21 protein-coding genes are annotated in these 24,978 nt (G+C 59.4%); 9 read left to right on the forward strand and 12 right to left on the reverse strand.

Translation table 11 applies throughout. The features are described from left to right. The first annotated feature begins 84 nt into the window (after positions 1-84). Positions 85-303: a hypothetical protein gene (locus P3T43_RS06750; RefSeq protein WP_429280281.1), complete on the forward strand. Its 219-nt coding sequence runs from the start codon at positions 85-87 to the stop codon at positions 301-303. Between the two features lie 11 nt (positions 304-314). Here the strand turns inward: P3T43_RS06750 and P3T43_RS06755 are convergent, their stop codons facing one another. From P3T43_RS06755 to P3T43_RS06785, 7 genes are all read right to left on the reverse strand, one after another. After that, complete coding sequence (locus tag P3T43_RS06755; RefSeq protein WP_429280282.1) at positions 315-773, reverse strand: (2Fe-2S)-binding protein; 459 nt, start codon at positions 771-773, stop codon at positions 315-317. Positions 774-788: 15 nt separating this feature from the next. Further along, the gene (locus P3T43_RS06760; RefSeq protein WP_429280283.1) at positions 789-3,077 is read right to left on the reverse strand and encodes a molybdopterin cofactor-binding domain-containing protein; all 2,289 of its coding nucleotides are present in this window, start codon (positions 3,075-3,077) and stop codon (positions 789-791) included. Positions 3,078-3,650: 573 nt separating this feature from the next. Next, a complete protein-coding gene (locus P3T43_RS06765) occupies positions 3,651-3,911 on the reverse strand; it encodes a hypothetical protein (RefSeq protein WP_429280284.1) in 261 nt (86 codons plus the stop codon). Positions 3,912-3,970: 59 nt separating this feature from the next. Next, complete coding sequence (locus P3T43_RS06770) at positions 3,971-4,231, reverse strand: hypothetical protein (protein ID WP_429280285.1); 261 nt, start codon at positions 4,229-4,231, stop codon at positions 3,971-3,973. Between the two features lie 63 nt (positions 4,232-4,294). After that, positions 4,295-4,552 carry a hypothetical protein gene (locus P3T43_RS06775; RefSeq protein WP_429280286.1) on the reverse strand — a complete coding sequence of 86 codons (258 nt, stop codon included), beginning with the start codon at positions 4,550-4,552 and terminating at the stop codon, positions 4,295-4,297. Positions 4,553-4,613: 61 nt separating this feature from the next. Continuing rightward, entirely contained in the window at positions 4,614-4,871 is a 258-nt protein-coding gene (locus P3T43_RS06780) for a hypothetical protein (RefSeq protein ID WP_429280287.1), read from the reverse strand. A 438-nt stretch (positions 4,872-5,309) separates the two neighbouring features. After that, on the reverse strand, positions 5,310-5,762 hold the full coding sequence (locus tag P3T43_RS06785) for an Ohr family peroxiredoxin (RefSeq protein WP_429280288.1): 453 nt from the start codon (positions 5,760-5,762) through the stop codon (positions 5,310-5,312). Between the two features lie 838 nt (positions 5,763-6,600). On the opposite strand from P3T43_RS06785, the gene P3T43_RS06790 reads away from it, so the two are divergent. The 5 genes from P3T43_RS06790 (at position 6,601) to P3T43_RS06810 (ending at position 11,564) form a co-directional block, all read left to right on the forward strand. Then, positions 6,601-7,113: a DUF3331 domain-containing protein gene (locus P3T43_RS06790; protein ID WP_429280289.1), complete on the forward strand. Its 513-nt coding sequence runs from the start codon at positions 6,601-6,603 to the stop codon at positions 7,111-7,113. A 585-nt stretch (positions 7,114-7,698) separates the two neighbouring features. Further along, entirely contained in the window at positions 7,699-8,172 is a 474-nt protein-coding gene (locus tag P3T43_RS06795; RefSeq protein ID WP_429280290.1) for a MarR family winged helix-turn-helix transcriptional regulator, read from the forward strand. Between the two features lie 336 nt (positions 8,173-8,508). After that, positions 8,509-9,330 carry an IclR family transcriptional regulator gene (locus tag P3T43_RS06800; protein ID WP_429280291.1) on the forward strand — a complete coding sequence of 274 codons (822 nt, stop codon included), beginning with the start codon at positions 8,509-8,511 and terminating at the stop codon, positions 9,328-9,330. A 171-nt stretch (positions 9,331-9,501) separates the two neighbouring features. Then, positions 9,502-10,866, forward strand: coding sequence for an MFS transporter (locus P3T43_RS06805; protein ID WP_429280292.1), 1,365 nt, complete (start codon positions 9,502-9,504; stop codon positions 10,864-10,866). Positions 10,867-10,898: 32 nt separating this feature from the next. Then, a complete protein-coding gene (locus P3T43_RS06810) occupies positions 10,899-11,564 on the forward strand; it encodes a hypothetical protein (RefSeq protein ID WP_429280293.1) in 666 nt (221 codons plus the stop codon). A gap of 43 nt (positions 11,565-11,607) precedes the next feature. On the opposite strand, the gene P3T43_RS06815 is transcribed toward P3T43_RS06810, so the two are convergent. Then, positions 11,608-12,390, reverse strand: coding sequence for an IclR family transcriptional regulator (locus P3T43_RS06815; RefSeq protein ID WP_429280294.1), 783 nt, complete (start codon positions 12,388-12,390; stop codon positions 11,608-11,610). A 225-nt stretch (positions 12,391-12,615) separates the two neighbouring features. On the opposite strand from P3T43_RS06815, the gene P3T43_RS06820 reads away from it, so the two are divergent. The 3 genes from P3T43_RS06820 (at position 12,616) to P3T43_RS06830 (ending at position 15,839) form a co-directional block, all read left to right on the forward strand. After that, a complete protein-coding gene (locus tag P3T43_RS06820) occupies positions 12,616-13,983 on the forward strand; it encodes an MFS transporter (protein ID WP_429280295.1) in 1,368 nt (455 codons plus the stop codon). A gap of 22 nt (positions 13,984-14,005) precedes the next feature. Further along, positions 14,006-14,455, forward strand: a complete 450-nt coding sequence (locus tag P3T43_RS06825) for a type II 3-dehydroquinate dehydratase (protein ID WP_429280296.1) — start codon at positions 14,006-14,008, stop codon at positions 14,453-14,455. A gap of 178 nt (positions 14,456-14,633) precedes the next feature. Next, positions 14,634-15,839: a porin gene (locus P3T43_RS06830; RefSeq protein WP_429280297.1), complete on the forward strand. Its 1,206-nt coding sequence runs from the start codon at positions 14,634-14,636 to the stop codon at positions 15,837-15,839. An 89-nt stretch (positions 15,840-15,928) separates the two neighbouring features. Here P3T43_RS06830 and P3T43_RS06835 read toward each other — a convergent pair whose 3' ends face one another. From P3T43_RS06835 to P3T43_RS06850, 4 genes are all read right to left on the reverse strand, one after another. Next, the gene (locus P3T43_RS06835; RefSeq protein ID WP_429280298.1) at positions 15,929-16,051 is read right to left on the reverse strand and encodes a hypothetical protein; all 123 of its coding nucleotides are present in this window, start codon (positions 16,049-16,051) and stop codon (positions 15,929-15,931) included. Positions 16,052-16,442: 391 nt separating this feature from the next. Beyond that, on the reverse strand, positions 16,443-16,811 hold the full coding sequence (locus P3T43_RS06840) for a hypothetical protein (RefSeq protein WP_429280299.1): 369 nt from the start codon (positions 16,809-16,811) through the stop codon (positions 16,443-16,445). A gap of 426 nt (positions 16,812-17,237) precedes the next feature. Further along, positions 17,238-18,437 (reverse strand): porin, encoded by a 1,200-nt coding sequence (locus P3T43_RS06845; protein ID WP_429280300.1) that lies wholly within the window; start codon positions 18,435-18,437, stop codon positions 17,238-17,240. Positions 18,438-18,771: 334 nt separating this feature from the next. Beyond that, on the reverse strand, positions 18,772-24,729 hold the full coding sequence (locus tag P3T43_RS06850; protein ID WP_429280301.1) for an AAA family ATPase: 5,958 nt from the start codon (positions 24,727-24,729) through the stop codon (positions 18,772-18,774). Between the last annotated feature and the right edge of the window lie 249 nt (positions 24,730-24,978).

A 24,978-nucleotide genomic window follows, 5' to 3' on the forward strand; every position in this document is an offset into this window, starting at 1 on the left:
ATGGATTGCCTGGCAACCCGGCACGTGCGGGCGATCTCATCCGCTCATGCATCCCGCCATCGCGGTCACCCCTTAGGAGCTGTCATGCCCACCATCGCCATCAAGGATCTTCCGGACAGTGTCGAACTCGACAGGCAAGCCATGACCGCCATCGTAGGCGGCGCACGCAGCGGCGCACGTTACGGTTCGCTTCTGCAGCCTTCATCCGGCCCCACGCGTCTTGTCGAATATCCACAAGGTTTTCACTCCATGCCGCAACTGGCTTCCACCGCACCGGCACGGACCGGCACGCGTCGAAAATAAGCCTGGGCGCTTTAGCGGCTCTGCTTTTGGGCGGCCTCATGAATGGCCGCCCGGATGCGCGGATAAGTGCCGCAACGGCACACGACATTCGCCATCGCATCGTTGATATCCTGGTCGCTTGGCCTGGGCTTCTGCCTGAGCAGTGCATAGGCCGCCATGATCTGGGCGCTCTGGCAATAACCGCATTGCACCACGTCGATACTGCTCCAGGCTGCCTTGAGCGCGACGGCCTCGGCGCCTTCGAGCCCTTCGATGGTGGTGATCTCGTGGTTGCCAAGACTGGCGATCACCGCCTGACACGCCACCTGGGCTGCGCCATCTACATGCACCGTGCAGGCTCCGCATACGCCTATTCCGCAGCCAAACTTGGTTCCCGTCATACCCAGTTCGCAGCGCAACACCCAAAGCAGCGGCGTAGCCGGATCTGATTTCACGCGTACCTGTCTGCCGTTGATGTTCAGCGATAACATGTTTTCCCCCGCCGCTCACGCGAGTTTCAATGGCAGCGTACGCAAACGCTGGCCCGTCAGTGCAAAAACCGCATTGGCCACGGCCGCGGCAACCGGCGGCGTGGCAAGTTCTCCCACGCCTTGCGGCTCGGCCTCGCTCGGCATGATGTCGGTTTCGATGACCGGGCAGTCGTCCATGTGCACGACCGGGAAGTCGGGGTAGTACTGTTGCTGCACCTGACCGCGATCGATGTTGATCGCCTCGTACAATGCCGCCGACAAACCGAACACAATGCCGCCTTCCACCTGCTGGCGGATCAGATTCGGGTTCACCGGCGTACCGCAATCGACCACGCAGACCACCCGCTGCACGCGCACACTCTTGTCCGCACCCACCGAAACCTCCGCCACTTGCGCGACGATGCTGCCAAACGCCTCGTGAAGCGCCACGCCACGTGCGCGAGCCGCACCATCGGTGCCCCGCGCAAGCGGGCGTCCCCAGTCCGCAAGCGCCGCGACACGCCGCAATACCGCAAGATGCCGGGGATGATGCGCGAGCAGACTCGCACGGAAGGCCACGGGATCCTTATGCGCGGTCGCGGCCAGTTCATCCATGAAGCTCTCGACAAAGAACGCCTGATGCGAGTGCCCCACCGAACGCCAGAATCCGACCGGAACCGGTAGCTCGACCGTGGTCTGCGCGACCCGCAGGTTGGACCATTCGTAGGCCTGATCGAATGCGCCCTCCGCCGTGGTCTTGTCGACCAGCGGATCGGGAAAACCGTAGTTGCGCTTGAGGAAAGCGTCCACCACCGACTGGCTCGCCGAGGTATTGCGCCACGCCACCACCTCGCCTGCGCTATTCAATCCCGCCTTGAAACGCGACACACAGGCTGGCCTGTAGAAATCGTGCATCATGTCCTGCGGCCGGCTCCAGACCGTCTGTACCGGCCTGCCATCGGCTTCGAGTGCGATGACGGCAGCCTGCGCCACATAGTCCACTTCAAGGCGCCTGCCGAACGCGCCGCCAAGCAGTTGCGCCTGCACATCGACCTTGCCGGCGTCCATGCGCAACACCTTGGCCACATGATGCCGCGCGAGCGCCGGGACCTGGGTGGAGACCCAAACCGTGGCGCCGTCGTCATTGACCTGGACTGTGCAGTTGACCGGCTCGAGGGCCGCATGCGCGAGATACGGTGCGCGGTACTCCGCACTCACGACCTGTGCAGCGGTGTTCAGCGCACCATCGACATCACCGCAACTGTAGTACACATGACCTTCCGAATGGTCCAGCGCATTCGAGAGGCGACGCATCATGTCCGCATCCGAGACATCTGCCGCTGCCCCGTGATGCCAGTCAATCCCCAGGGCGGCTATCGCATCGAGCGCGTACATCGCAATGAAGACGTTCTCTGCAATCACGGCTATGCCGCCGGTGCCGCCGTTATAGGCGTCCACCTTGAACGTCTTCACCACGCCGGGTAAAGCGCGGGCCACCGAGTCGTCAAAATGACTGACGGTTCCGCCGAGCGTCGGACACATCAGCACGCTTGCGTACAACAGCTCCTCCGGCAACGCATCGATTCCGAAGCGCGCGCTCCCGTTGAGCTTCGCGGGCGCGTCGATACGCTTGAGCGGCTTGCCGATCATCCTGAACTCGGCCGGGCTCTTGAGCACGACCCGTGTACGCAGCGGTTGCTGGCCGGCGAGTTCGGCCAGTTCGCCGAAACTCGCCGAGCGTCCCGAAGGATGCAGTACGCGACCGCTTTCGGCGCGGCATTCGCTTACGGGCACGCGCCACTTATCCGCTGCCGCGCCGCACAACATGGCGCGTGCGCCTGCGCCGGCCTCGCGCATTGGCACCCACAGGTCGTTGATGCTGGTTGAACCGCCGGTGAGCATCGTGCCGAAATCGCGCGAGAACTTGCGTGTCAACCAGACCGCTAACTCTTCGAAGACGCCGTGTTCATCCGGACGAAACGGCAAATCGGCGGCGATGTTATCCAGATTGTTGTAGATGCCGTCGACGGGCGACTGCTCGACTTTCACCTGCGCCCAATCGGCATCCATCTCTTCCGCCAGCAACATGGCCGCCCCCGTATGGATGCCTTGGCCCATCTCCGCTTTGCTCATCATCACTGTCACGCTGTTGTCCGATGAAACCTTGACCCACCCGTTGAGCGGCACCTGGGTGCCGTGTACCGGCAATGGCGCGGCGCCCACCAGACGCTGACCCGGCGGCAGAACCGACCATCCGACGACCAGTGCGCCGGCAGCGCCGGCCACGCCAAGACCGCCGATCAGGAAGGTTCTGCGCGTTAGCATGAGAGATTTCAGAGCCGATAGGCCATCGTCGATCAGTCCTGTTGCGGCGTTAGCCCGTGTGTACCGGCCATCAATAGAAGAACGCACACACCTCTGTGCGATTGAAATACGGGAGTCCCAATCGTTTTTAAGGAACAACGCGCCCCGCGAATAGCGACGCCAACGGTACGACGAAGGCATCCGCCGGTACCGCGAGCGTCGGAATCCCTATATTAGTCTGGGCAATGGCACACCGAAACCGGCATTCTCACCAGGCATGACGGCTTCAACGTGCCGCATGCTCGCAGTGAAGTTTGCACGGCAATGCAGTGCAAAGGGGCCATGCCCGATCAGCTCGTAGGCGGTCTGTTCTATCGCGTCGCCCCGGCTCCCCGTATCGTGGCGACCCGGCAATGCCGAATATACCCAGATTCATCGTTCGGATTACGTGTCGAATCCGCTTGCAATACCCGTCAGAGCGGCGCTTGCAGAATACGACACGAGCGCCAATACTCTGAGCGGGATAAAGCACGTGTGGTCTCCACGCTTGCAGCTTGCGGTATCCCCCTCCCCGTAGGGCGACACCGCACGCCGTTACAGCGCGCCCAACTGATAGCCGCCGAAGTTCTGGATCGTCGGCACACTGACGTTCACGTGCTGACTGGCATCGGTGGTCGTCACGATCGGCCCGATCTGGATACCGATGGTGGGGCTGGCAAAACCGCCACCGCCGAATACGTTGCCGTAATTTCCGCCGACGCCGGCGAGTGCGCTGCCACCACGGATAGCGGACATGTCCTTGCGGTCGATGGGTGCGCTAATGGGCAGGTCTTTGATCATAAGGGTCGATTGCATGACTGGCTCCTGAAGATAAACGGGCAGTGCCCCCCGAAGAAGGGCGGCACGCGCATGAGTTACAGCAATACGCCTTGCATGCCGCCAAAGTTCTGGACCGTGGGGATGCTCAGGTTCAGATGCGAACTCGCGTCGGTCGTGTTGACGGCCGGCCCGACCTGCATGCCCATGGTCGGGCTGGCAAAGCCGCCGCCGCCCACGACATTCTGTGTATTGCCGCCCACTACAGCGATGGCGCTGCCGCCGCGCACAGCGGACATGGCTTTGCGGTCCAGTTCTTCGGTGATGGACAGATCCTTGATCATGAGATTCGAGTGCATGATTAACTCCTGAAAGAAAAGATTTGATGTGGCCACCGCGTCGTGAGGTGGCACGCACATTGTTTAGACGGCCAGTTGGGTGCCGCCGAAGTTCTGGAACGTGGGGATGCTCAGGTTCAGATGCGAGCTTGCGTCGGTCGTGTTGACGGCCGGTCCGACCTGCAGGCCGGTGGTCGGGCTGGCAAAGCCGCCGCCGCCCACTACGTTCTGTGAATTGCCGCCCACTACAGCGATGGCGCTGCCGCCGCGCACAGCGGACATGGCATTGCGGTCCAGTTCTTCGGTGATGGACAGATCCTTGATCATGAGGTTCGAGTGCATGATTGATTCCTTTGAGAGTAGTTTGATGTGGCCACCCGCCGTCGGGTGGCAGGCACATTGTTCAGATGGCGAGCTGGTTGCCGCCGAAGTTTTGGATCGTGGGGATGCTCAGGTTCAGATGCGAGCTTGCGTCGATCGTGTTGACGGCCGGCCCGACTTGCAGACCCGTGGTCGGGCTGGCGAAGCCACCACCGCCAACCACGTTCTGGGCGTTGCCGCCGACGAGGGAGATCGCGCTGCCGCCACGTACGGCGGACATCGCCTTGCGGTCGAGTTCTTCGGCGATCGGAAGGTCTTTGATCATCAGAGTCGATTTCATGATAAATACTCCTAAAGTGTTTTGCGGATTTTGCTAAGTGAGCATCGTGTCGCGCTCACACCATCTAATGCATAGGGTGTGCCAGGCGATCGTCTGGTGCGGTCCAATGGGCTCGGGAGCCTTGCGACATAAGGGGACGGCGGTATTGCGCCGGTCCCGGGACCGGCGCTTTGAGTTGAGCTGGGTGTTGTATAAGGTCAAACAGATGGCGTGACAGTAGTGCGCTGAGACCAGACACCCTCGGCGGATTGCCTGCGTCAGGCGAAAAAGACGGTCAGTGAGTCAATGCAGGGAGCGGAAGAGTCGCAGACACTCGTGACGATGATCAGCGATTCTTGCCGGGCGGCGAAGTGGCCACCGCACGGCTCTCGCTAATTCGTCACACCATCTTGTCCCGTAGCGAAGGATTGCTCGTAGAGACGCGTGTCCGTAGCTGGATCACGACGTTGTGACATTCATCGCCACGTCGATATTGCCGTGGACTGCCTTCGAATAAGGACAGACCCCATGGGCCTCGTGCGCGATAGCTTCGGCAATCTCGGCTGCGATACCCGGCATGCGGACGTCGAACCGGGCCTGAATGAAAAACGCGTCGCCGGTCATGCCCAGGTCGACTTCGATATCAACCGCCAGATCCGGCGGCAGCACAACCTTCTTCGCTTTGGCCACGAGCCCAAGCGCACCGGTATAGCAGGCCGACCATGCCCCCGCAAAAAGCTGCTCCGCAGTCGGATGCATCAGTACCGCTGACAAGGTGATCTCGCTGCCCGCGTTGCCGGGCGACGAGAGTTGAATGTCGACGCGTTCGTCGCCGCCGTGCGCGCCTTCACGACGGCTGCCCGTCGTATGAGTCCTACCTGTGAGAAGCACCTTCTGAATCCGGGTAGTCATCGTTAAATCTCCATCAGTTAGCCCAGTGATCGGGGCGCCGGCAGTCATTGCGCCGCGTACCCTCGCCAGCGCGACAGGGCATCAGTCTCGCGCCGGAATCTGCTTGCATGCGACCGGGTGTCTTGCACCCCGCACCTCTCAAAGATAGGCACCAGCCGTGGTGACTGCCAAGCTCGGAACACGGTGTCATTCAGGAGGATTCACGAACGAGAGGACGAGTGAAACCGGCCGTCCGAAATGCCCGAAGTGCGACTCGCACCAAATGGCTTCAAACACACCAGCAGATGACGAACCGCACGCGATTGGCCATACGCTATTGACATTATTTAGCTCATCCAGCATCATGCGACGCACGCGACTCCATCGCATGCGATTTATAAATGAAAAAAACACGTCCACAACTTGTTGAGGAGATCCCATTCTGAAGGCCCCATTCATCGCGGCACCGGTTGTCACAGTCTACCAGGCGCCGCGGAGCTGGTCAGAGCGGGCGTATCCTAACCTCATGTACTACAACAAGCTCGAAAAGGGCGGGCACTTCGCGGCCTGGGAGGAGCCGCAACTCTTTACGCAAGAGGTTCGAGCTGGATTCAGAACGCTACGCTCATTGACGCCAGCGCAATCCTGATGCTTGCGCGTTCGGGGCTACGGAAGCCGGTGAATTACCGCGATGCCTGAAATCCGCTAACCGGCCTGGCTGCATACCAGAAGCCCGCAGACGCAATCTGCGGGCTTCGCTATTCGAAAAGCCATTGTCTCTAGCAAGACGAGTCACCCGCTTCACGGCCCGGACGCCGTTCGCTTCGCCGCAACGATCTGTTCCAAAACGAGTCCCAAAATGACATTTCCCCATAGCCTACTTTCGGATGACAAAGAATTTCGTCGAGTACCCAAACGTCGCGAACCGCACTGTCATGCAGGCGGCGACGCCTGGACGCAGGTTGTGTCCCTGCTAGAGAAACGCTGCTCGCGTCCATCGCTTGAAGACGACTCCCTACTCCAGGCGTCGGCGCCTGCCCGCTTAGACGCAGCCGCTGGCGAGGAAAACGGCGCTGAGCCGTACATGCACGGACCGAACATAAAGACGACGCGCGCCTCGATCACCGTTATTGAACATCTTTCCCAAACAGCCGTTACGCTGCGCTGGAGTTCGGGCTTTTGTCACTACGGCGACCAGGTCTGGAGTCGCCAGATCGCGCGCCGCGCAGGCATTTGTGCTGCCACCGGCATGTCCATCAAACGTGGCGACCCTGCATTCCGTCCGAGAAATCGCGGACGTCACGCTCCCGCGAATGTCGATGTGATGATTCACCCCTCCGCAATTCGAATGATGTCGCAAGACATCTCGTGACTTTTCCGAACCTGGGGGTCACGAGAATGAACTGCCGGCCGCGCCCCGCAGCAACAAGGCTTCAACGCCGGGGGCGAGCAGGCGCTATCGGGCCTGAGGAACGCCCAAACTATCCATCGCTCGCAAACGATTGCTTCGTCAGCTATTGACATTGATTCAGCCCTCCCGCATCATTCGACGCATGCGAGTGCATCGCATGCGATATATATTCAGCCCTTATTTTAAAAGGAAACATGATGACCAGGATTGAGACTGTTCTGCTCACCGGGAACACCCATATCACATTGAAAGGCCGCGAGGCGTGCTTCGCAGCGCAGCCTTAGTTCCCAGGGCTTTTCGTCCAACTACGGCAATGCGCAACCGGCATATGGCGGCGTCTCCGGCCATGCCCCATCGGGCGCCGATGCCACACTGACGTCGGGCGACACGCTTTCCACGCATGGCTAGAGGGCCTGCCTCCGTCACTGTGACACGATCAATCAATGGGTCGCGTGCCCGATCAATGCGATTCGCCCACGACCGCAATCAATCCATGTGTTCAATCCAACGATTCGATGGAGGGCGAAGTAATTAAAGAGGATACAGATGAAATCTATCGACCAGCCACCCACTGAGGAGCCCGCACTCTCCGAATTCCTGTGCTTCAACATCTATTCGGCGAACCTGGTGTTCGGCAAGGCCTACAGGCCAATTCTCGATGAGTTGGGGCTGACCTATTCGCAATACATCGCGGTCATCGCGCTCTGGGAGGAATCCCCCCAGACCGTCGGGGGCTTGAGCGCCAGGCTGTTTCTCGAGTCCAACACGCTCACACCAATATTGAAAAGACTCGAATCGATGGGCTATCTGGCGAGACAGCGCGATCCCGAAGACGAGCGACAGGTTCTGGTCAGCATCACGGAAGACGGTCGACAGTTGCGCGAAAAAGGGCTCGGCATGAGTCTCATCGAAGCAACGGGCCTCGCGCCGAGCGAGTTCGCGATGTTACAGAAGGCAATCGCGACACTACGCGACAATCTCGCCCTCACCCGCCACCTGTCAAAGGACGCACGCGGCTAAATCCCGCGCCTTTTTTCAATTTTCATTTATATATATCGCACGCGATGTATTCGTGGGCGATATATATCCCGTTTACCTATGGCAAGGAAAACACCATGGCAAGGATTGAAGCCGTTCCAACCATTGGGATTCCCATACAACGTTGAGTGGTCGCAGTGGTCTTCTCGATCTACTTGCCCCTCACACCTACGATGTTACTCCGGCGCCTATGGGACATGCCTTCGACCTGACAGATGGAAAACATTGCAAACTGGAAAACATTTCCATAATATGCCATCACAGGCAGCGAGCTTCACTGCGCGCGTGCATCACCTTGATAGAAGGACCTCTTCCGCCATGACAGCAGTGCTACAACGCAGCTTCCGCATCCTTGAAGAGCTGTCTACAGCCCCGGAGGGCAAGACGCTGACCGAACTGGTTGGCGAGCTTGGCTTGCCGCTGAGCGCGACACATCGATTGCTCGCTGACCTGATCGAACTGGGTCTCGTGCGCAAGGACGAGCGCCGTGGTGAATTCTCGCTCACGATGAAGATGCCCTCACTCGGCCTGCGCTTCCTGAGCGCGGGGGGCGTAGTGGACATTGGTCAACCCATTCTGGAGCGACTCGCCGCGGCGTCGGGAGAACTGGTGCGGCTGGCCATCGTCGAGGACGACCAGCTCATTTATGTGGCGAAGGCTCAAGGGGCAAAACAGGGCCTCCGGTACGATCCGGAAATGGGCCGACCTGTCACGCTCTCTTGCAGCGCCGCAGGCATGATCTGGCTCGCTGGAAAGTCCGATGAAGAAGCGATGCGTCTGGTCTCCCAGCAGGGTTTCGGCACGCCCGCCGAGTTCGGGCCGCGTGCGCCCACCACATTCAAGGCACTGATCCCGTTGCTCAAGACCGCGAGACGCAACGGCTACGCCACGACCCAAGACATGTTTCTTCCGGCTATGAGTTCGATGGCCACGCCGGTTCTCGGCGAAGACGGACGCGTGCGGGCCATTTTGATCATCGCCGGCCCCATGTCCCGCCTCACGGAAGAGCGCATGCTTGCGCTGGCGCCCGCGCTCAAGGCAACCGCCGAGGAATTGTCCGAAGCTAGCGGCGTTTCGCCCATGTTCAAACGACCGCTGACGATCGGCAATTCGCCTCAGAACTCGCGCGTACCCACGTAAATGCCCCCGCGTGACGCGCCGGCATGGTGACGCGGCGCCGATCATGGTTCGCATTCTGAAAATAATATTTAGTATGCCAAATCATACATGGATGACCTGAGCGACGTTCCCCGTCGCCTATGACCGGCAGTCAGTCCGCAGCCAAACATTATTAGAGACGAGGAGACATCAATGCAACATTCACAGCCCGAGCGAACGTCGCTTGCAATGGCAAACCGCGCCGTGAGTGCGGCCACGCTAGGTACCGCACTTGAGTGGTTCGATTTCACGCTGTATGGCGCCGTAGCCGCCACGATCTTGCCCAAGCTGTTTTTCCCCGCACTTGACCCAACCTCTGCTGTATTGGCGTCCCTCGCAACATTCAGCGTAGGTTTGGCTGCGCGGCCTCTCGGCGCCATTATCTGTGGACACTTCGGCGACAAGATTGGCCGGCGCAATCTGATGCTCGGAACGGTGTCCGTGATGGGCATCGTCTCGGCACTGATGGGCCTGCTGCCGACGTACGCCCAGATCGGCGTCTACGCACCCGTGCTGCTCGTGGCACTGCGCATCATCCAGGGATTTGCCCTCGGCGGCGAGTCGACCGGAGGGCAACTCATGGCGCTGGAACACGCCCCGGCGGATCGCCGCGGCAAGTATTCCGGGTTGATCGGCATGTGCGCGCCGCTTAGCCAGATCGTCGCCAACGCTGTACTGCTGCTACTGGCCGCGACAATGAATCCGGCTGCCTTCGAGGCATATGGGTGGCGAATTCCATTTGTGGCAAGTGTGCTGCTGGTGCTGGTCGGCCTCTATATCCGCATGCGTGTCAGCGAAACGCCCGCCTTCGTCGAAATGAAGCGCTCAGCCATTGCCGGCAAAAGCCGCCCGCTACTCGACTCGTTTCGTCTGCACTACAAAACCATCCTGCGAATGATGCTGTTTTTCTGTGGCCCGACCGCGCTCTTCTATCTCGCAGTGATTTTCACGCTCAGCTATCTGACCAACACGCTCGGCGTGCCGAAGCAGACCAGTTTTATCCTGTTGATGATCGCGAACACCTGCGCGATAGCGGGCTCGATTGTCGGCGGAAGGGTGAGCGACCGCGTTGGCAGAAAGCGCACATTGATGTTCGCGTCAGCCGTGACCTTCGCGATCATGCTGTGTTATTTCCCGATGCTGGGCACCAAGAACTTTGCGGTCATGGCGCTCGCCATGGGACTGTTCATGGGATTTACCCAGGTGCAAACGGGCATCCAGCCGGTGGCCTTCGCAGAGGCATTCCCAACGAACGTGCGCTATTCGGGCTCGGCGCTCGCTTTTACCGGCGCGAGCCTGTTCGCAGGCGGTCCGATTCCGGTCGTTGCGACGTGGCTGCTCAAGCAATGCAACGGCTCGCCATGGGGTTTGGTCGCCTTGTGCGGAGCACTGAATATTTTGTCTTTCGTGATGGTGGCCATCGGCCCCGAGACTGCTGGCAACGACATGAACCGACTGGACCGTGTCGAAGATGTGAGCGGGGAGAGCGATTCACTCGCGCACGGTGCGTCGACGTAAGCGTAAAAGCTTGAGATAGGGAGAACGGCAATATGAACGAACCCGGCCCGGGACTGCTCGCGATCTGGAGCACGGTCACCCGTGATTTTGAAACCGACTATCTGCATTGGTTGACGCGCGAGCACGTATTCGAGCGCGTCGGCGTACCAGGATTCCGCTCGGGACGCGTGTTCCGACGCCCCATGGCAGGCGCCTCCGAGTACGTGATCCTGTATGAACTCGATAACGCGAACGTCATGTCAAGCGAAGGCTATCGCGCACGTCTGGACAGTCCAACGCCATGGACACAACGGATCATGCCTCGGCTCGCAGGCTTTCGACGTGGCGGAGGGACGGTACTTGCGTCAACCGGCAACGCGGACGCATCAGGCTCGCGTGTGAGCATTGCGCGGTTTCTCCACGAAATGCCTGAACACTGCACTTCAGATACGACACCTCGAAGGCTCGACGCTATCGTGTCCGTCGATCGCGCAACAGACGCCTCCGTGATGCAGGTGGCGACCGACGCGACCGGCATTGCGACTCGTGAGAAGTCTATGCGCAGAGGCGACGAGGGATCGTTTGTGGGCGCGATCCTGATCGAGTCTCTCGATGATCTCTCGGCCGCGGCGGCTATCGAGGTCGCAAGTGGCCAGCTTGCCATAGCTGTTGAAGACTTCGAGGTCTACGAACTCGTATTCACGTTTCATCGACCGTAAGCGCGCGCCTCAAGCGACTTAGCGTTGGATTCGACGATTCTGTCTAGCGACCGCGTCCAAGCAACGGAGAGGCCAGACTGGCTGCGGCAAGTTCAGTGGCAGCCGCAACCAGCGTCGAGCCGAGCGACGCCATGCGCTTTTCCGTAAGGCGAACCGCGGGGCCTGCAAGGCTGATCACACCAATAGCCGGATATCCACGCCTTTGTACGGGCGCGGCCATGGCCGTCATGCCGGGTGCAAAGACTTCGTAGATGGTGGCGTAACCGCGTGTGCGCGCTGCATGCACAAACTCAAGCAGGCCATTGACGGTCGTCGGCGCACGCGGCCCATATTGCGCCGGCTGTCCGAAGCCTTGTCGAGTCACCAGTTCGAGGGCTCGCTCGTCGCTCATGGTCATCATCCACGCGTGACCCGTTGCGCTACAGGAGAGGACGGTATCCATGCCCATGTCGGGATCGTATCGAAGGCCCTTGAGCGCGCCTTGTGATTTCGCCACCCACGTGAGACGGTCGCCGTCCACGATCGCCAGGCGTGCCAGTTCCCCTGAGGTTTCCGCGAGTCTGTCGAGGATGCTTTGCGCGACGTCGACGATGCCGGAGGTTGCCAGATACCCCAGTCCTATTCCGACCAGCTTGGTCGTCAGCAGGTAGTCACCGTGTTCACGCACCTGTCGCACATAGCCACATTGCTTGAGATCGACGAGCAGACGATGACACGCGCTGCGCGGAATTTCGAGCTGATCCGCAATCAGTGCGAGAGGTGTTGCCTCCATTTGCGTAGCGAGAAATTCAAGCACGGCCATGGTCCTTTCGGTAACGCCAGGCATATCGGTCTCCGAACGAATTTCATTTATTGCGTGCCAGTTTTGCACAATATGAAATGAAATTCCACCCTGGAATGGTGTCCCGGATGCGCTGCTAATCTGTGCGCCAATGACGCAGGCCAGAAGCGCAATCTGGTCAGCGACAGAGATCCGACGGCAAGACACGCCGCTTATTAGAAATGGGTCACGACGAGTGAAACTCACATCAGGCCTGCAACAGGAGACAACATGATCGAACAGACTCACGAGGATGGCCTTCAGGGCATGCGCACCCGCGCGGTCACCGGAGCGGCCGTCGGTACCGCGCTTGAATGGCTGGACTTCACACTCTATGGCGCATTGGCAGCCACGGTGCTGCCGAAACTGTTCTTTCCTGCAATGGATTCGACCTCCGCGTTGCTCGCCTCGCTGGCAACATTCGGTGTCGGCCTCGCCGCACGCCCGTTGGGTGCCATCATTTGCGGACACCTTGGCGACAAGCTCGGGCGCCGCAATCTGATGCTCGCTACCGTGACCGTCATGGGGCTCTCGTCCATGTTGATGGGCCTGTTGCCCACCTACGCCAACATCGGCGTCTGGGCGCCGATCCTGCTGGTAGCGCTGCGTATCCTGCAAGGCTTTGCGCTGGGTGGCGAATCCACCGGTGCGCAGCTCATGGCAATCGAGCACGCGAGCCCCGATCGACGCGGCAAGTACTCTGGCCTGCTAGGGTTATGTTCACCGCTCAGCCAGATCATGGCCAATGGCGTGCTGCTAGCGCTTTCGTCATCGATGTCGGCCACCGCATTCGAGTCGTGGGGTTGGCGCATCCCCTTTATTCTCAGCTTTGTGCTCGTCGCTGTCGGCGTTTACATCCGCTTGCGTGTAAGCGAGACGCCTGCATTCGTCGCACTTCGCAAAACGGAAGTCGTTGAAGTCGGCAGCCCCTTGCGGGATGCGCTGCGCCTGCACTGGCGCACAGTCCTCCGCTGGATGTTGTTCTTCTGCGGTCCCGCTGCAATTTTCTACCTCATCGTCGTCTTTTCGCTGAGCTACGTGACGAAGACGCTCGGCATGCCTCGCCAAACGGGCTTCATGCTGTTGATGGGCGCGAATGTTTGCGCGATCTTCGGCGCATTGGCAGGCGGCATGCTGAGCGACCGGATTGGTCGTCGAAAAGCACTGGCAATCGGTTCAATTGCCACACTTCTGATGCTTTGCGTCTACTTCCAGATTCTCGACACAAAGAGCTTCGTGCCGATGCTCGCGGCGATGGGCTTCTTCCTCGGCTTCACGCAGTTCCAGAGCGGCATTCAGCCGGTCGCTTTCGCCGAGGCCTTTCCCACCAATGTGCGTTACTCGGGCTCGGCGCTCGCCTACACCGGGGCCAATCTGATTGCAGGCGGCCCGATGCCGGTGCTTGCCGTGTGGCTGTTCGCGTTGTGCAACGGATCGCCCTGGGGCGTGGTGGCCGTCTGCCTGGTATTGAACGCAATCTCGCTCGTCATGATTCTTACCGCACCAGAGACGCTTGGCATCGACATGAATCGTGCTGACTCGTCCGCCAAGGTGCTGGGCTCGTCTGGTAATGCACCTCTGCATTCACGGTCCCATTGAAAACCTAAACCGGCAAATAAAGATGAAACCCCTTGTCTATGTCCTGAATGGATCGAATCTCAACATGCTCGGCAAGCGCGAGCCGCATCTCTATGGCACGACTACGCTGGTCCAGGTGGAGGAACGCACGCTTGCGCTTGCCGAGGAGTTGGGCTTGCAATGCGAATTCAGGCAGACCAATCACGAAGGCGTGATGGTCGACTGGCTGCAGGAAGCGTTTGAGCGGGATGCAGCCGTTGTCATCAATCCGGCGGGATTCTCTTTCGCTTCCATTCCTGTGCTCGATGCGGCAAAGCTCATCCGTCAGCCGCTTGTTGAGGTTCACATCACGAATATCCATCAGCGCGATGAGCAATACAGGCATTCGCTGATATCGCTGGTTGCCCGAGGAGTGATTTGCGGGCTGGGCGTTGAAGGCTACCAGCTTGCGTTACGCGCCGTGGCGGTCTTGCTTGGGGAACACCGGACTTAACGTCGTGCGTTGCAGACCGATCCGGAGAGTCGCTCTCTGGATATCTATTAAGTTAGTTGTACTTTTGAAAGAACCGTCTCTTCGGGAACCCATATTTGCTTGTTATGGATGCCAAAGCATACGGAAATTGCTGTCAACAATGACTCAAAAACCAATTGACATATCAGGAGATCACGCAATGAAGCAAACGAAAACAAAGTCGCTCTTGACACTCGCCGTATTGGGTTCATTCGCTGGCGTCGCTCACGCACAGAGCAGCGTTACGCTGTACGGCATCATCGACGAGGGCTTTAACATCAATACGAACGCAGGCGGCCAGCATTTGTATAACCTGTCCAGCGGGGTTCTGCAGGCGAGCCGGTGGGGACTGCGTGGCACCGAGGATTTGGGCGGCGGCCTCAGGGCGCTCTTCGTTCTCGAGAATGGTTTCGACATCAACACGGGCGCGCTGGGCCAAGGCGGATTGATGTTTGGTCGCCAGGCATTCGTCGGCCTGAAGTCGGACAGTCTCGGCACCGTGACACTGGGGCGCCAATACGATGCAGTGGTCGACAATGTCGGACCGCTCGAAGTGGGCACGCAATGGGCCGGATATATCGCCGCCCATCCTGGTGACCTCGACAACCTGAACAATACCTATCGCACGAACAATACTGTGAAGTACACGAGCGCGAACCACGCGGGCTTGACGTTCGACGGCACCTATAGCTTCGGGGGTGCCGCGGGTGATTTTTCGCACAACCAGATCTGGTCGCTGGGTGCGAATTACAGCAACGGTCCGCTCGTGGTCGGTGCCGGCTACCTGAACGCTCGCACGCCTTCGGCTTCCGGTGGCATGCTTAACAATGCCGGGACAATCGCCACACCGGCGATCAGCGCAGCCAAATATCCCGTGTACTACGGTTACCAGTCGGCGAATACGTACCAGGTGATCACCGCCGGTGGCGCTTATGTCTTCGGCGCGGCGACGCTTGGTGTGACCTATGCGAATGTGAGCTTCCGTAACCTCGGCGCGGTTGCGCAGTCGGGATTCACGAACATCTATCGCAAGGGAGAGAACGCGACCTTCAATAACGTTGAAGCGAACTTCAAGTATCAGATTACGCCGACGCTTCTGGCCGGCGTTGCATTCGACTATACGGACGGCGGCAGCGTCGATTACGCCTCGAGTGGGAGCAACCCGGGCGCAAAGTACTACCTGTATTCGTTGGGTGCGGACTATTTCCTGTCGAAGCGGACCGACGTCTACATCACGGGTGTGTACGAACACGCATCGGGTACGGATTCAACCGGAAAGGATGCTGTCGCATCCATCAATCTCCTGAGCGCGTCGAACAACAGCAATCAGTTCACTGCGCGCATCGGTATCCGTCATAAGTTCTGACGAATCGCAGGGATCTGGTTCCTGCCTATAAAAAAGGCGCCCACGGGCGCCTTGTCTGGCTGCGATGCGATGCGTTTCGCCATTCGTTCCTAGACACAGTCAAACACAATTGTCACCTTGTCGCTCGACAACCGCATCATGCCATCGGTAGAAGCATCGATCGGCCGGATCTGCTTGCCTTGCGCACTGCAATAGGCGGTTGCGCGATCCATGGCCGTCTTCTTGACGCTTGCCCATGAAACGAATTCCGAGTTCAGATTACCGCGCGCCGACACGGCCCAATGCCCACCCTGTGTCGAAGTGACATCTGAGGAGGTCGCACATCCCACAAGCGCCGCGGAACAGAGAATCGCCAGTATTAACCGCATTTTTTTAAATCGAAGTTTAAACGGTGGTTGGATCAGGTCCGCCGAAGCGGCCTTATCGATGCCGCATCCAGTTGCCCATTGAACGTCCCCGATCAGTCCCTGTGATGAAAGTGACCCGAGGTCCTCCCAGTGTATTTTTGCTGACCGTTAAAGAGAATTCCCAAACGGGAAACAGACTGTTTTACGCATAGCAAAAATCCGCAATGATGGGGAGGTTACCCTCGCCCTGCCCTTATCAAAGCCACTCATCGGCGTCGATCGGTCCGACAAGAGCGGCCCAATACCCTTGCTGCTTGAGGAAGTCGGTGCGAGCACGATCGACACGCCGTTGCTCTTCGACGGCGTCGACCAGTGAGTTGAGCGAAGCATTCCGATTCGACAGTTTCTGGACAAGCGTCCGCATTTCATCGGGCGCAAGCGATTCGACGATCTCATAGCGCCGGGCATTTCTTCGCCACTCGCGAAGTTGCCGTCTGGCGGCTCCGATTTCGATTGCGACCAACTGGGTGGTTGCCAGATCGCACAGCGCCTTGTCGAGCAGCGTCAAAACCCGATCGTCGAGCGGCGCAATCCTCGTGTCCTTCGTTGCGTCCTGTGTGTGCATGTTTTATCCCGCTGTCTCATAGTTGCCACCTGTCGTGCCGGGCAAAGCCAGACGATCGTTCGCGACACGAAATGCGCAAGCAATCCGCAAGATTCGAAGTGCAGAGGGTACTGACCGAAGACCGCCTAAGGTGGCGCGAGATTACCTGACTGACGCCTCAGCGTCCATCCGATATTCGTCACCCCTCGAATGCGCGACATCACGATGGAAGCCGTGCCTCGAAGCGGCGCAACGGAAGAAACTATAGCGGGCGGATAAACGGAGGAGCAGGCGGGCCAGTTTTCGTGGCTGGATTTTGCAACGACCGGTGCCGAAGATGCAGCCAATATTCGACGGCGATGGATGCCGTTCGCAGATGATCAGATCGACGCGGGCACATTGGTCCGGCGTCGAGGCGTGGGACGACCGCTACCCACGTATGTCCGGCTAGAAGCGGTGCTTGAGTCCCACCGCCACCACCACCTGCTGGTTGCCGGTAGCGGGAGTCAACGTATAGACACCGGCGTCGAATGCCGCAATGCCGTTGCCGCCGCCAACCCGTTGATAGACGCCTTCAAGGTAGACATCCGTGCGTTGCGAAAGCAGGTAGTCGACTTGCCCCATGACCTGGTTCCAGTGCGGATCGGCGCCGCCAGCCGACGAGTTGAACGAGGCCATCGTGTAGGTATAGGACGCACCGAGGCTCAGGTTCGATTCCAGGAAGTAACGGCCGTTGATTTCGAAATTGTCAAACTTGATGTAATTACCGGCGCCGTTCGACGGACCGGGTAGCGCGCCATTGCTCGTGCTGCCGCCAAACCATAAGCTCGTCGCGCTTTCGGTGGAGGTATGAGTCCAGAGGAGTCCAACGGACGACTTGCCGAACATATACTGCGCGCCCAATCCATACATCCGTTGCAGACCGCCGGTCGTCAACGCATCGCCGTCGCCCGTGCTAACGGCCCCACTCGCGTTGAGTGCGTTCGGGTCGCGGTTGATCTGCAAATACGACGCGGCGAGGTTGATCGGCCCGAACGTATAAGCGAGGCCTGCACTGAAGGCGTTGTTGTTGGAAACCTGACCCGCTGCGTTCGAAAACGCGTACATCGCGCCGACCTTCAGCCCGTCAAACGCGATACTGCTGAACTTCACCGAGTTGTTCAGGCGCATATCGTTGTTCAGGTTGTCATTGTCGTAGGGATGCTCGGCAATGTTGCCGCCGAAACCCGAACCCGTCGCGCTCAACGGTGCAAGGTAGCTGACCATGAAGTCATATTGGCGGCCCAATGTGAGGGTGCCGTACTGGCTCGCACTCAATCCAACCCACGCCTGGCGACCAAACAGATCGCCGCCGTTTTTGAGCGTGCCGTTGGTGGAGTTGAAGCCGTTCTCCAGCCAGAACACTGCACTGAGTCCGCCGCCGAGGTCTTCCGACCCGCGCAGACCCCAGCGTGGCGTGTAGACGCTTCCGGCAAACTCCTGCCATTGAGTACCGCCGCCCGCAGCAGGCTTCGCCGCATTGAAACGGGCGTTGCTGCTGTAGACAAGGCTCGTGTCGATCAAACCGAATAGCGTCACACTGCTTTGCGCATGCGCTGCGCCGGCGATCAGCATGGACGCTGCAAAGGCAATACGCGGGCTTTTCATGGCATCTCTCCGTGAGAGTTCCGATCACGCTTCAAGCGACGATTCGTCTGATTGAAACGCTTACAGTCGAGGGGCGAGGGAGAAAATCCAGAATACTTCAAAGCCCAAAAACGCGACTGTCTTAGGAGGGCGAAGAATCCGTCATAAAAAATTCACCGCCTGCGAGGCGTGTCCAGCGCGCCTCCGGTCGGAATAATTTTGTCTGGACCACGAAAATCGTTGCGCGCATATCAGAGAGTGTCGAGCCGTCGGCCCGGCACAACGAATCTGCTCGCGCCGAAGGCCTGGCTGCCGCGCGTTCGGTCCACGGCGGGTACTGAGCCGCAACGATTCCTTAGCGACCTGCATCCGCATGCGGCAGATAAAAGGAGAAACGCGCACCGCCGTGCGAGGATTGGTTGTCGCCTGCAATGCGGCCACCGTGAGCATCGATTATCGAATGGCAGATCGGCAGCCCCATACCCATACCGCCCTGCTTGGTCGTGAAGAAGCTATCGAAAATGCGGTTAAGGTTCTCGGGGGCGATACCGGGGCCGCTGTCCTCGACCGAGCAGCAGAGAGTCGCTGCGTCAGATAGAGCCGTCCGGATAGTAATCCTGCGCTCTGCGCTTCCCGTTTCCGCCATGGCTTGCATGGCGTTGACCGCGAGGTTCACGATCACTTGCTGTACCTGCACGCGATCCGCCACTATCTTCGGCGCTCCCGGCGCGAGATCGTGCAGTACCGTGACGCCGCGTGACTCAACCTCGTGGCGCAAAAAAACCAGCGCTTCGAGGATCAGTTCATCAATCGACACCAGGCTACGCTCGGACCCGCGGCGCAGCGCCATCCCCCGGATACGGGCAACGATCTCCGCGGCGCGCACTGCGTCCGCTATGATCCGCGTCGTCCCTTCACGCAACATCGCGAGGTTGGGCACGGGCCGTTCGAGCCAGCGCAGGCCGGCTTGACCATTCGTGGCGATAGCAGTCAGTGGCTGCGTCAACTCGTGCGCGATCGAGGCGGTCAGTTCTCCCAGCATCGAGATTCGTGCAGCATGCGCAAAGTCCGCCTGTACCTTCTGAAGCATTTCCTGCGAGTGAACGCGTTCGGTGATGTCGACCAGACCGAGAAGTGAAATCCCCATGTCGTCGGCCATGCGAGGCCGACCGATCGTACAAAGCACATCGATGACCCGCCCATCGCGGGTCCGGAATTTCGTGGTTTCTTCAAAGAACGTCTCGCCGCGATATCGGCTTTCCATTCCACGTTGCAGCGTAGCCAGCGCCTCCTCGCGCCACATCCATTCCATGGAACCCAGCATCTCCGCCCTGTCACGCGCACCGAACATGCGCACCGCCTGGTTGTTCACCTCTTCGATCGCAAGCATCTCCGCAGCACGTTGCAACAACTCAGGATGTTGATCGATGTAGGCAGACAGGTCTTCCACACCTTGCGCACGGACCTCCTTCAATAGTTCTATTAACGATTGGGTTTCGATCTGCAGCAGCGAGACGGGCATGTCACGGAACAGCGTACGGTAGCGATGCTCGCTGGTCTCCAGTTCCGCGTGGGCCTGCTTGCGCGCGGTCACATCCATCAGGGCACCCGCGAAGCGCAACTCGCCGCGCTCTTCGGTTATCGCTCTCGACACGACATGCAGATGCTTGACGGCTCCATCGGGCATCAGCAGCCGATGCTCGAACTCGAAGCCTTGCTTGTCTCGCGCCGCCCGCTCGACGACCTGCTGAACGTGCGAAAGATCATCCGGATGGACCCGGCCAAGCGAAAGCTCCAGTGTGGGTTTGGTTTGCGGATCGAAGCCGAAGATTCTAAAACTCTCTTCGGACCAGAATAGTTCTCCGCTCCCGACGTGCCAGTGAAAGCTGCCCGTGTGGCTCAGGCGTTGAGCATCGGCCAGAAAAGCCTGGGCATGTTGCAGTTCGGCGAAGAGGCTCGCGTTCTCCCACGAAATCGCAGCTTGTGACGCGAGCAATCGCAGCACGGCAAAGCGGGCCGGCGTAAAAACGTGTGGGCTCAGCCGGTTCTCAAGGTAGAGGACACCTATCAGCTTCGTCTGCTTGATCAGTGGCAGGCACAGGATCGAACGGCAACCGTTGCGGAGGATGTACGGGTCTCCCGAGAACTGGGTCTGCTCCAGAGCGTCGTCGAGCAGCACGCTCTCTCTCGTGCGGACGACATAGCGCAGAACCGATTCCGGCAGGTCGGTCGAGGCGACAGACGCTTCGCGAGAATGAACCTCGACCGCATTGCCAACGGTGGTGGCTTCCGCCTCGATGCGCAAGCCGTCGTCATGCGGAACGATCAGCAAGCCCCGGTCGCCGCCCGCGTGTTCCAGTGCAAGAACCATCAGGGTATCGATCAATTCATCCAGTGCAATCTCGGAGGAAATGACCTGTGAGACCTTGAGCACCGTCGCGAGATCCAGTTGCTCGACTGAAGTGGTAATCGTGCTGTCCTGGCGCGAGCGCTCCTGCCGCAGGTTCGGGTAGCTGTGATCGAGCTGGCGGACCTTGCCGTCTGCGCCCCACCGCACGAAGCAGGCTCGCGCGCTCTGAATATAGGTCTCGGCGAACTTGTCGAAGCCATCGTCCGCATAGAACCGGGCGGCGAGTTCGTAAGCGAGCCCCTCGTTCTGTACGAAGCCATGTTCACGCGCGGCACGGATGGCGTCCTCGTAAAGATGCATGGCCTCATGTTTGCGCCCTTCCACACGCGCGATCTCGGCGCAAACGAGCGCATGACGATTGCCGAAGTTCTCCGGGCAATGCTCGGCCCAATGCTGCAACTTCCTTAGATTTGTATCGATCGTCAGCTTGTATTCCTGCTGTTTTGCTGAGGATACCGATGGATAAAGCGCGGTCAACGTGAGCGAATAATAGAAATAGTAAGTCGCCTCGATCGGCATTGCCATGGCGGCCCCGATCAATGGCGCCGCCTGCAGCGAGTAATCCAGCGCTTCTTCATACCGCCCGTACAGGAAGGCCAGCACCTGCTTCATGATGTAATAGAACACCACGCCCGTGCCAAAGGTCGCGCTGACGACGGCGTTAAGGCTCGCCGCCTCATCGAACGTATCGTCGTCGAACACCAAAGGATTTTTCGTGCGGCCCTGCAGACTGGCCACGAATTGCTGTTCAAGCCGGATCGTGTGATAAACGGCATCGTTATGGCTTTGCAGCGTAAATGCTTCGTACTTTTTCGACTGCGTCAGTACATCCGTAAGAACATCGCCTTTCTCGACGAGCTGCCAGATCGTCTCGAAGGCGAGATAGCCCGCGTACACCAGGTCGCCCACTTCGAGGCAGGCCGTGAAGGCGCGTTCCAGGATCGGAATGCAGGTTGAGAAATGACGGCGCCAGAATTTGACGTGATCGCCGTGCAAATGGAGCAATGTCCCTCGTAAGGGAGCATTGTCGAACTTGTCGTTCAGCAGGAGCGACATTTCGGAAAACTCGAACGCGGATTCGATGTCGCCAAAGAACGAAACCAGCGTCAGCGCAAACACGCCGTATGCGAAACTCGACTGGCTGGTGTTTCCATGGCGCATGGAGAGGCTGACTGCCCTGAGCGTGACCAAAGGAAACAGCGTCGGGCGTGCAATATAAACACAGGCTCCGACGTCGACCAGCAGGTCGATGATGATGCGGTACTTGCCGGTGGCGGCAACGGGCGAGTCGACCAGGTCGCGAATCGCCCGTTGTCCAAGGCTGATCCACATCTCCCGAAACTCGACGTCCACAGTTTTTTTGATGTCTTCCTCTGACTCGGGGAATGTCACGTCGAAATAGCGGAGCGCATCGAGCGCGACGGCGACGCCGGCGTCATACTTGCCTGCGACCTGGTAGAGTTTGATGCGAAGACTATAGACTTTCGCGCGGTCAATATCCGAGCGTGAGCGTACCAGGATCTCGTCGAACAGCGCGTCGGCCTCCGCAAAGTGCCCCACCAGATATTCACACTCGGAGAACGTCAGATAGAGGTCGAAGGTATGTTCGTAGCGACGCGCCCAGCTCTCCTGCGTCAGCAACGAGACGGCCTGCGCGAGGTAATTGCGCGCCGACGCATAGGCGGTCGAACTCTTGGCGCGCTTCCCTGCAATGAGATTCACTTCCGCGACCCGCTCGAGTTCCTCGCGCCCGGTGATTAACGCCGCGCCGCGATTGAGGTGGTTCGCAATGTCGAAGATCACCTCCTCGAACTCCTCAGGCGCTGTACGCGACACGAGCAGGCGTCCAATCCGCAGGTGCGCCTCGGCGCGCTCCGATTCGGGAATCAACGCGTACGCTGCCTCCTGGACACGATCGTGAACGAAGGCATAGGCATCGTCGATACGCACGATGAGACCCGCCCGTACGGCTTGCCACAGGTTCTCGTGGATCGCATCCTCCGATCCGCCCTGCACCAGAGCGAGCGTGACGACCTGTGCAGTGTTGCCGAGACAGGCGAGCTGCCCCAGCGCATCCCGCACGGACCCAGGCAACCGGTAAAGCTTTGTGGTCATCAGATCGACCACATTCTCGGTAAATCCCTTGGCGCGAATGCGTGGCATATCGCATGTCCAGCTCAAGGTGCCATGGTCGAAGGCAAGCAGCGCCTCGTCGGTGAGCGCCGTGAGGAACTGGATCGCGAAGAACGGATTGCCCGCCGTCTTTTCATGGACGAGTTCGGCAAGCGGCGCAGCCATTTCATGGCCGCAGTGCAGCGAATCGGCCACCAGTTGCATCACGTCCGCAGGCGTGAGCGGTGCGAGGGTGATCTCCAGAATCTTGCCCCCTGCCCCCCGGATCGCGCCCAACGTCCGCATCAATGGGTGGGACAGACTGACTTCGTTGTCCCGGTAAGCGCCCACCAGCAAAAGGTGGCGCACCTCCGGATGCGTGATGAGATGTTCGATCAGATCGAGCGTGGCGGTGTCCAGCCATTGCAGATCGTCCACGAACAGCGCGAGCGGATGCTCGGGCGTGGCGAACACATTCAGGAAGCGGCGGAAAACGATCTGGAAGCGATTCTTTGCGTCCTGCGGCTGCAAACCTGGCACCGGCGGTTGATCACCGATGATCAGCGCGAGTTCCGGAATCAGATCCACCATCAGCCGGCCATTTGGACCCACGGCTTCCAGCAAGGCGCGGCGCCACTGGTTCACCTCTGCGTCGCTCTTGCTCAGCAATTCCCGCACGAGCGACTGGAATGCCTGTGCGAGCGTCGCATAAGGAATGTCGCGCTTGTACTGGTCCGCCTTGCCGGCCGCGAACAGGCCGCGCGGTGGCACCAGAACCTTGTGCAGTTCATTGACGACCGACGTTTTACCGATACCGGAATAGCCGGAGATGAGCGCGAGCTCGCTCGTGCCGTGAGCCACGACGTGATCAAAAGCTTCGTTGAGCGATCTGATCTGGGCCTCGCGTCCATATAACGTTTCTGGAATCAGCATCCGGTCGGAGGCATCGCGGGTCCCCAACGGGAACGGATCAATACGGTGAAACGCCTGCCATGCGACGAGACACGAACGGAGGTCGGCTTCGACGCCTGCGGCAGTCTGATAGCGATCTTCGGCGGTCTTCGCGAGGAGCTTCAGCACGATTCCCTCAACCGGGCTGGGAATGCCGCTGATGCGATCACTCGGCGGTGTCGGTCGGCGGGCGATGTGGCAATGGATCCACTCCATGGCATCCGTGGCCGCGAACGGGAGTGATCCCGTGAGCATCTCGTAGAGCGTGATGCCAAGCGAGTAGAGATCGCTGCGGGCATCGATCGAGCGGTTCATGCGACCGGTCTGTTCGGGTGCCATGTACGGAAACGTCCCCGCAATGATCTCCGCTGGCGCGGGCTGCTGCCGTTCGTGTAGCAGCCGGGATGCGATACCGAAGCCGGTGAGCCGCACGTTGCCGCTCCCATCGACAAGCACATTCGCTGGTTTGATGTCCTTATGGATGAGACCGTGCCGATGAAGCTGTCCAATCGCTTTCGCCAGATTGACCGCGAGACTCAGGAAGTCCATCAGTTCGAGCGGTTGACCCAGCGCACGGTCCAGCGGCTCGCCGCCGTTGTCCTCCAGCACGAGTGCCGCAGACGTTTTGTGGTCATTGAGCGCTAACGGCCGAACCGCCCATCTGGGGTCGAGCACGCTCGCCAGGGTGTATTCGTGTTCGAGGCGTGCGATGCTTCGCGAGGCCGAACGTGCTGCGACAAGCGTGAGCACGGACACTGGATTGCCCGGCTGACGCGCGCGGTATAGCGAGAAGTCTCCGTCGTCATGCAGCGGTTCCAGCTCGTAACCGGTGAGATCCATAATTTGATGTTCTCTCGTCGAATAGACTCCAGCTCGAAGCGTATTTTGCTCGTTTTTCAACGCGTCAGTCATTCTTGGCACGTCCTCGGCCGATGGCGGGGTATCGGTACGGGCATGATATTTGCGGTGAGAGCGGTAGAAGCTGGGCGCCTACAGGGTCTGAAACTGCGTTACGTATGATGAACCGGCGATCTTCACGTCATGACGGTGCGGCGTCATTTTCACGTTACCGGCAATTTTCACGTAACC

Origin of the sequence: Paraburkholderia sp. GAS41 (assembly GCF_050436545.1) — a bacterium.
In the GTDB taxonomy this organism is placed as follows: Bacteria; Pseudomonadota; Gammaproteobacteria; order Burkholderiales; family Burkholderiaceae; genus Paraburkholderia.

Bases quoted from the DNA above. Each gene is read 5' to 3' on its own strand.
- P3T43_RS06750 (WP_429280281.1), top strand. From the start codon at position 85: ATGCCCACCATCGCCATCAAGGATCTTCCGGACAGTGTCGAACTCGAC.
- P3T43_RS06755 (WP_429280282.1), bottom strand. From the start codon at position 773: ATGTTATCGCTGAACATCAACGGCAGACAGGTACGCGTGAAATCAGAT.
- P3T43_RS06760 (WP_429280283.1), bottom strand. From the start codon at position 3,077: ATGCTAACGCGCAGAACCTTCCTGATCGGCGGTCTTGGCGTGGCCGGC.
- P3T43_RS06765 (WP_429280284.1), bottom strand. From the start codon at position 3,911: ATGCAATCGACCCTTATGATCAAAGACCTGCCCATTAGCGCACCCATC.
- P3T43_RS06770 (WP_429280285.1), bottom strand. From the start codon at position 4,231: ATGCACTCGAATCTCATGATCAAGGATCTGTCCATCACCGAAGAACTG.
- P3T43_RS06775 (WP_429280286.1), bottom strand. From the start codon at position 4,552: ATGCACTCGAACCTCATGATCAAGGATCTGTCCATCACCGAAGAACTG.
- P3T43_RS06780 (WP_429280287.1), bottom strand. From the start codon at position 4,871: ATGAAATCGACTCTGATGATCAAAGACCTTCCGATCGCCGAAGAACTC.
- P3T43_RS06785 (WP_429280288.1), bottom strand. From the start codon at position 5,762: ATGACTACCCGGATTCAGAAGGTGCTTCTCACAGGTAGGACTCATACG.
- P3T43_RS06790 (WP_429280289.1), top strand. From the start codon at position 6,601: ATGACATTTCCCCATAGCCTACTTTCGGATGACAAAGAATTTCGTCGA.
- P3T43_RS06795 (WP_429280290.1), top strand. From the start codon at position 7,699: ATGAAATCTATCGACCAGCCACCCACTGAGGAGCCCGCACTCTCCGAA.
- P3T43_RS06800 (WP_429280291.1), top strand. From the start codon at position 8,509: ATGACAGCAGTGCTACAACGCAGCTTCCGCATCCTTGAAGAGCTGTCT.
- P3T43_RS06805 (WP_429280292.1), top strand. From the start codon at position 9,502: ATGCAACATTCACAGCCCGAGCGAACGTCGCTTGCAATGGCAAACCGC.
- P3T43_RS06810 (WP_429280293.1), top strand. From the start codon at position 10,899: ATGAACGAACCCGGCCCGGGACTGCTCGCGATCTGGAGCACGGTCACC.
- P3T43_RS06815 (WP_429280294.1), bottom strand. From the start codon at position 12,390: ATGCCTGGCGTTACCGAAAGGACCATGGCCGTGCTTGAATTTCTCGCT.
- P3T43_RS06820 (WP_429280295.1), top strand. From the start codon at position 12,616: ATGATCGAACAGACTCACGAGGATGGCCTTCAGGGCATGCGCACCCGC.
- P3T43_RS06825 (WP_429280296.1), top strand. From the start codon at position 14,006: ATGAAACCCCTTGTCTATGTCCTGAATGGATCGAATCTCAACATGCTC.
- P3T43_RS06830 (WP_429280297.1), top strand. From the start codon at position 14,634: ATGAAGCAAACGAAAACAAAGTCGCTCTTGACACTCGCCGTATTGGGT.
- P3T43_RS06835 (WP_429280298.1), bottom strand. From the start codon at position 16,051: ATGGATCGCGCAACCGCCTATTGCAGTGCGCAAGGCAAGCAGATCCGG.
- P3T43_RS06840 (WP_429280299.1), bottom strand. From the start codon at position 16,811: ATGCACACACAGGACGCAACGAAGGACACGAGGATTGCGCCGCTCGAC.
- P3T43_RS06845 (WP_429280300.1), bottom strand. From the start codon at position 18,437: ATGAAAAGCCCGCGTATTGCCTTTGCAGCGTCCATGCTGATCGCCGGC.
- P3T43_RS06850 (WP_429280301.1), bottom strand. From the start codon at position 24,729: ATGGATCTCACCGGTTACGAGCTGGAACCGCTGCATGACGACGGAGAC.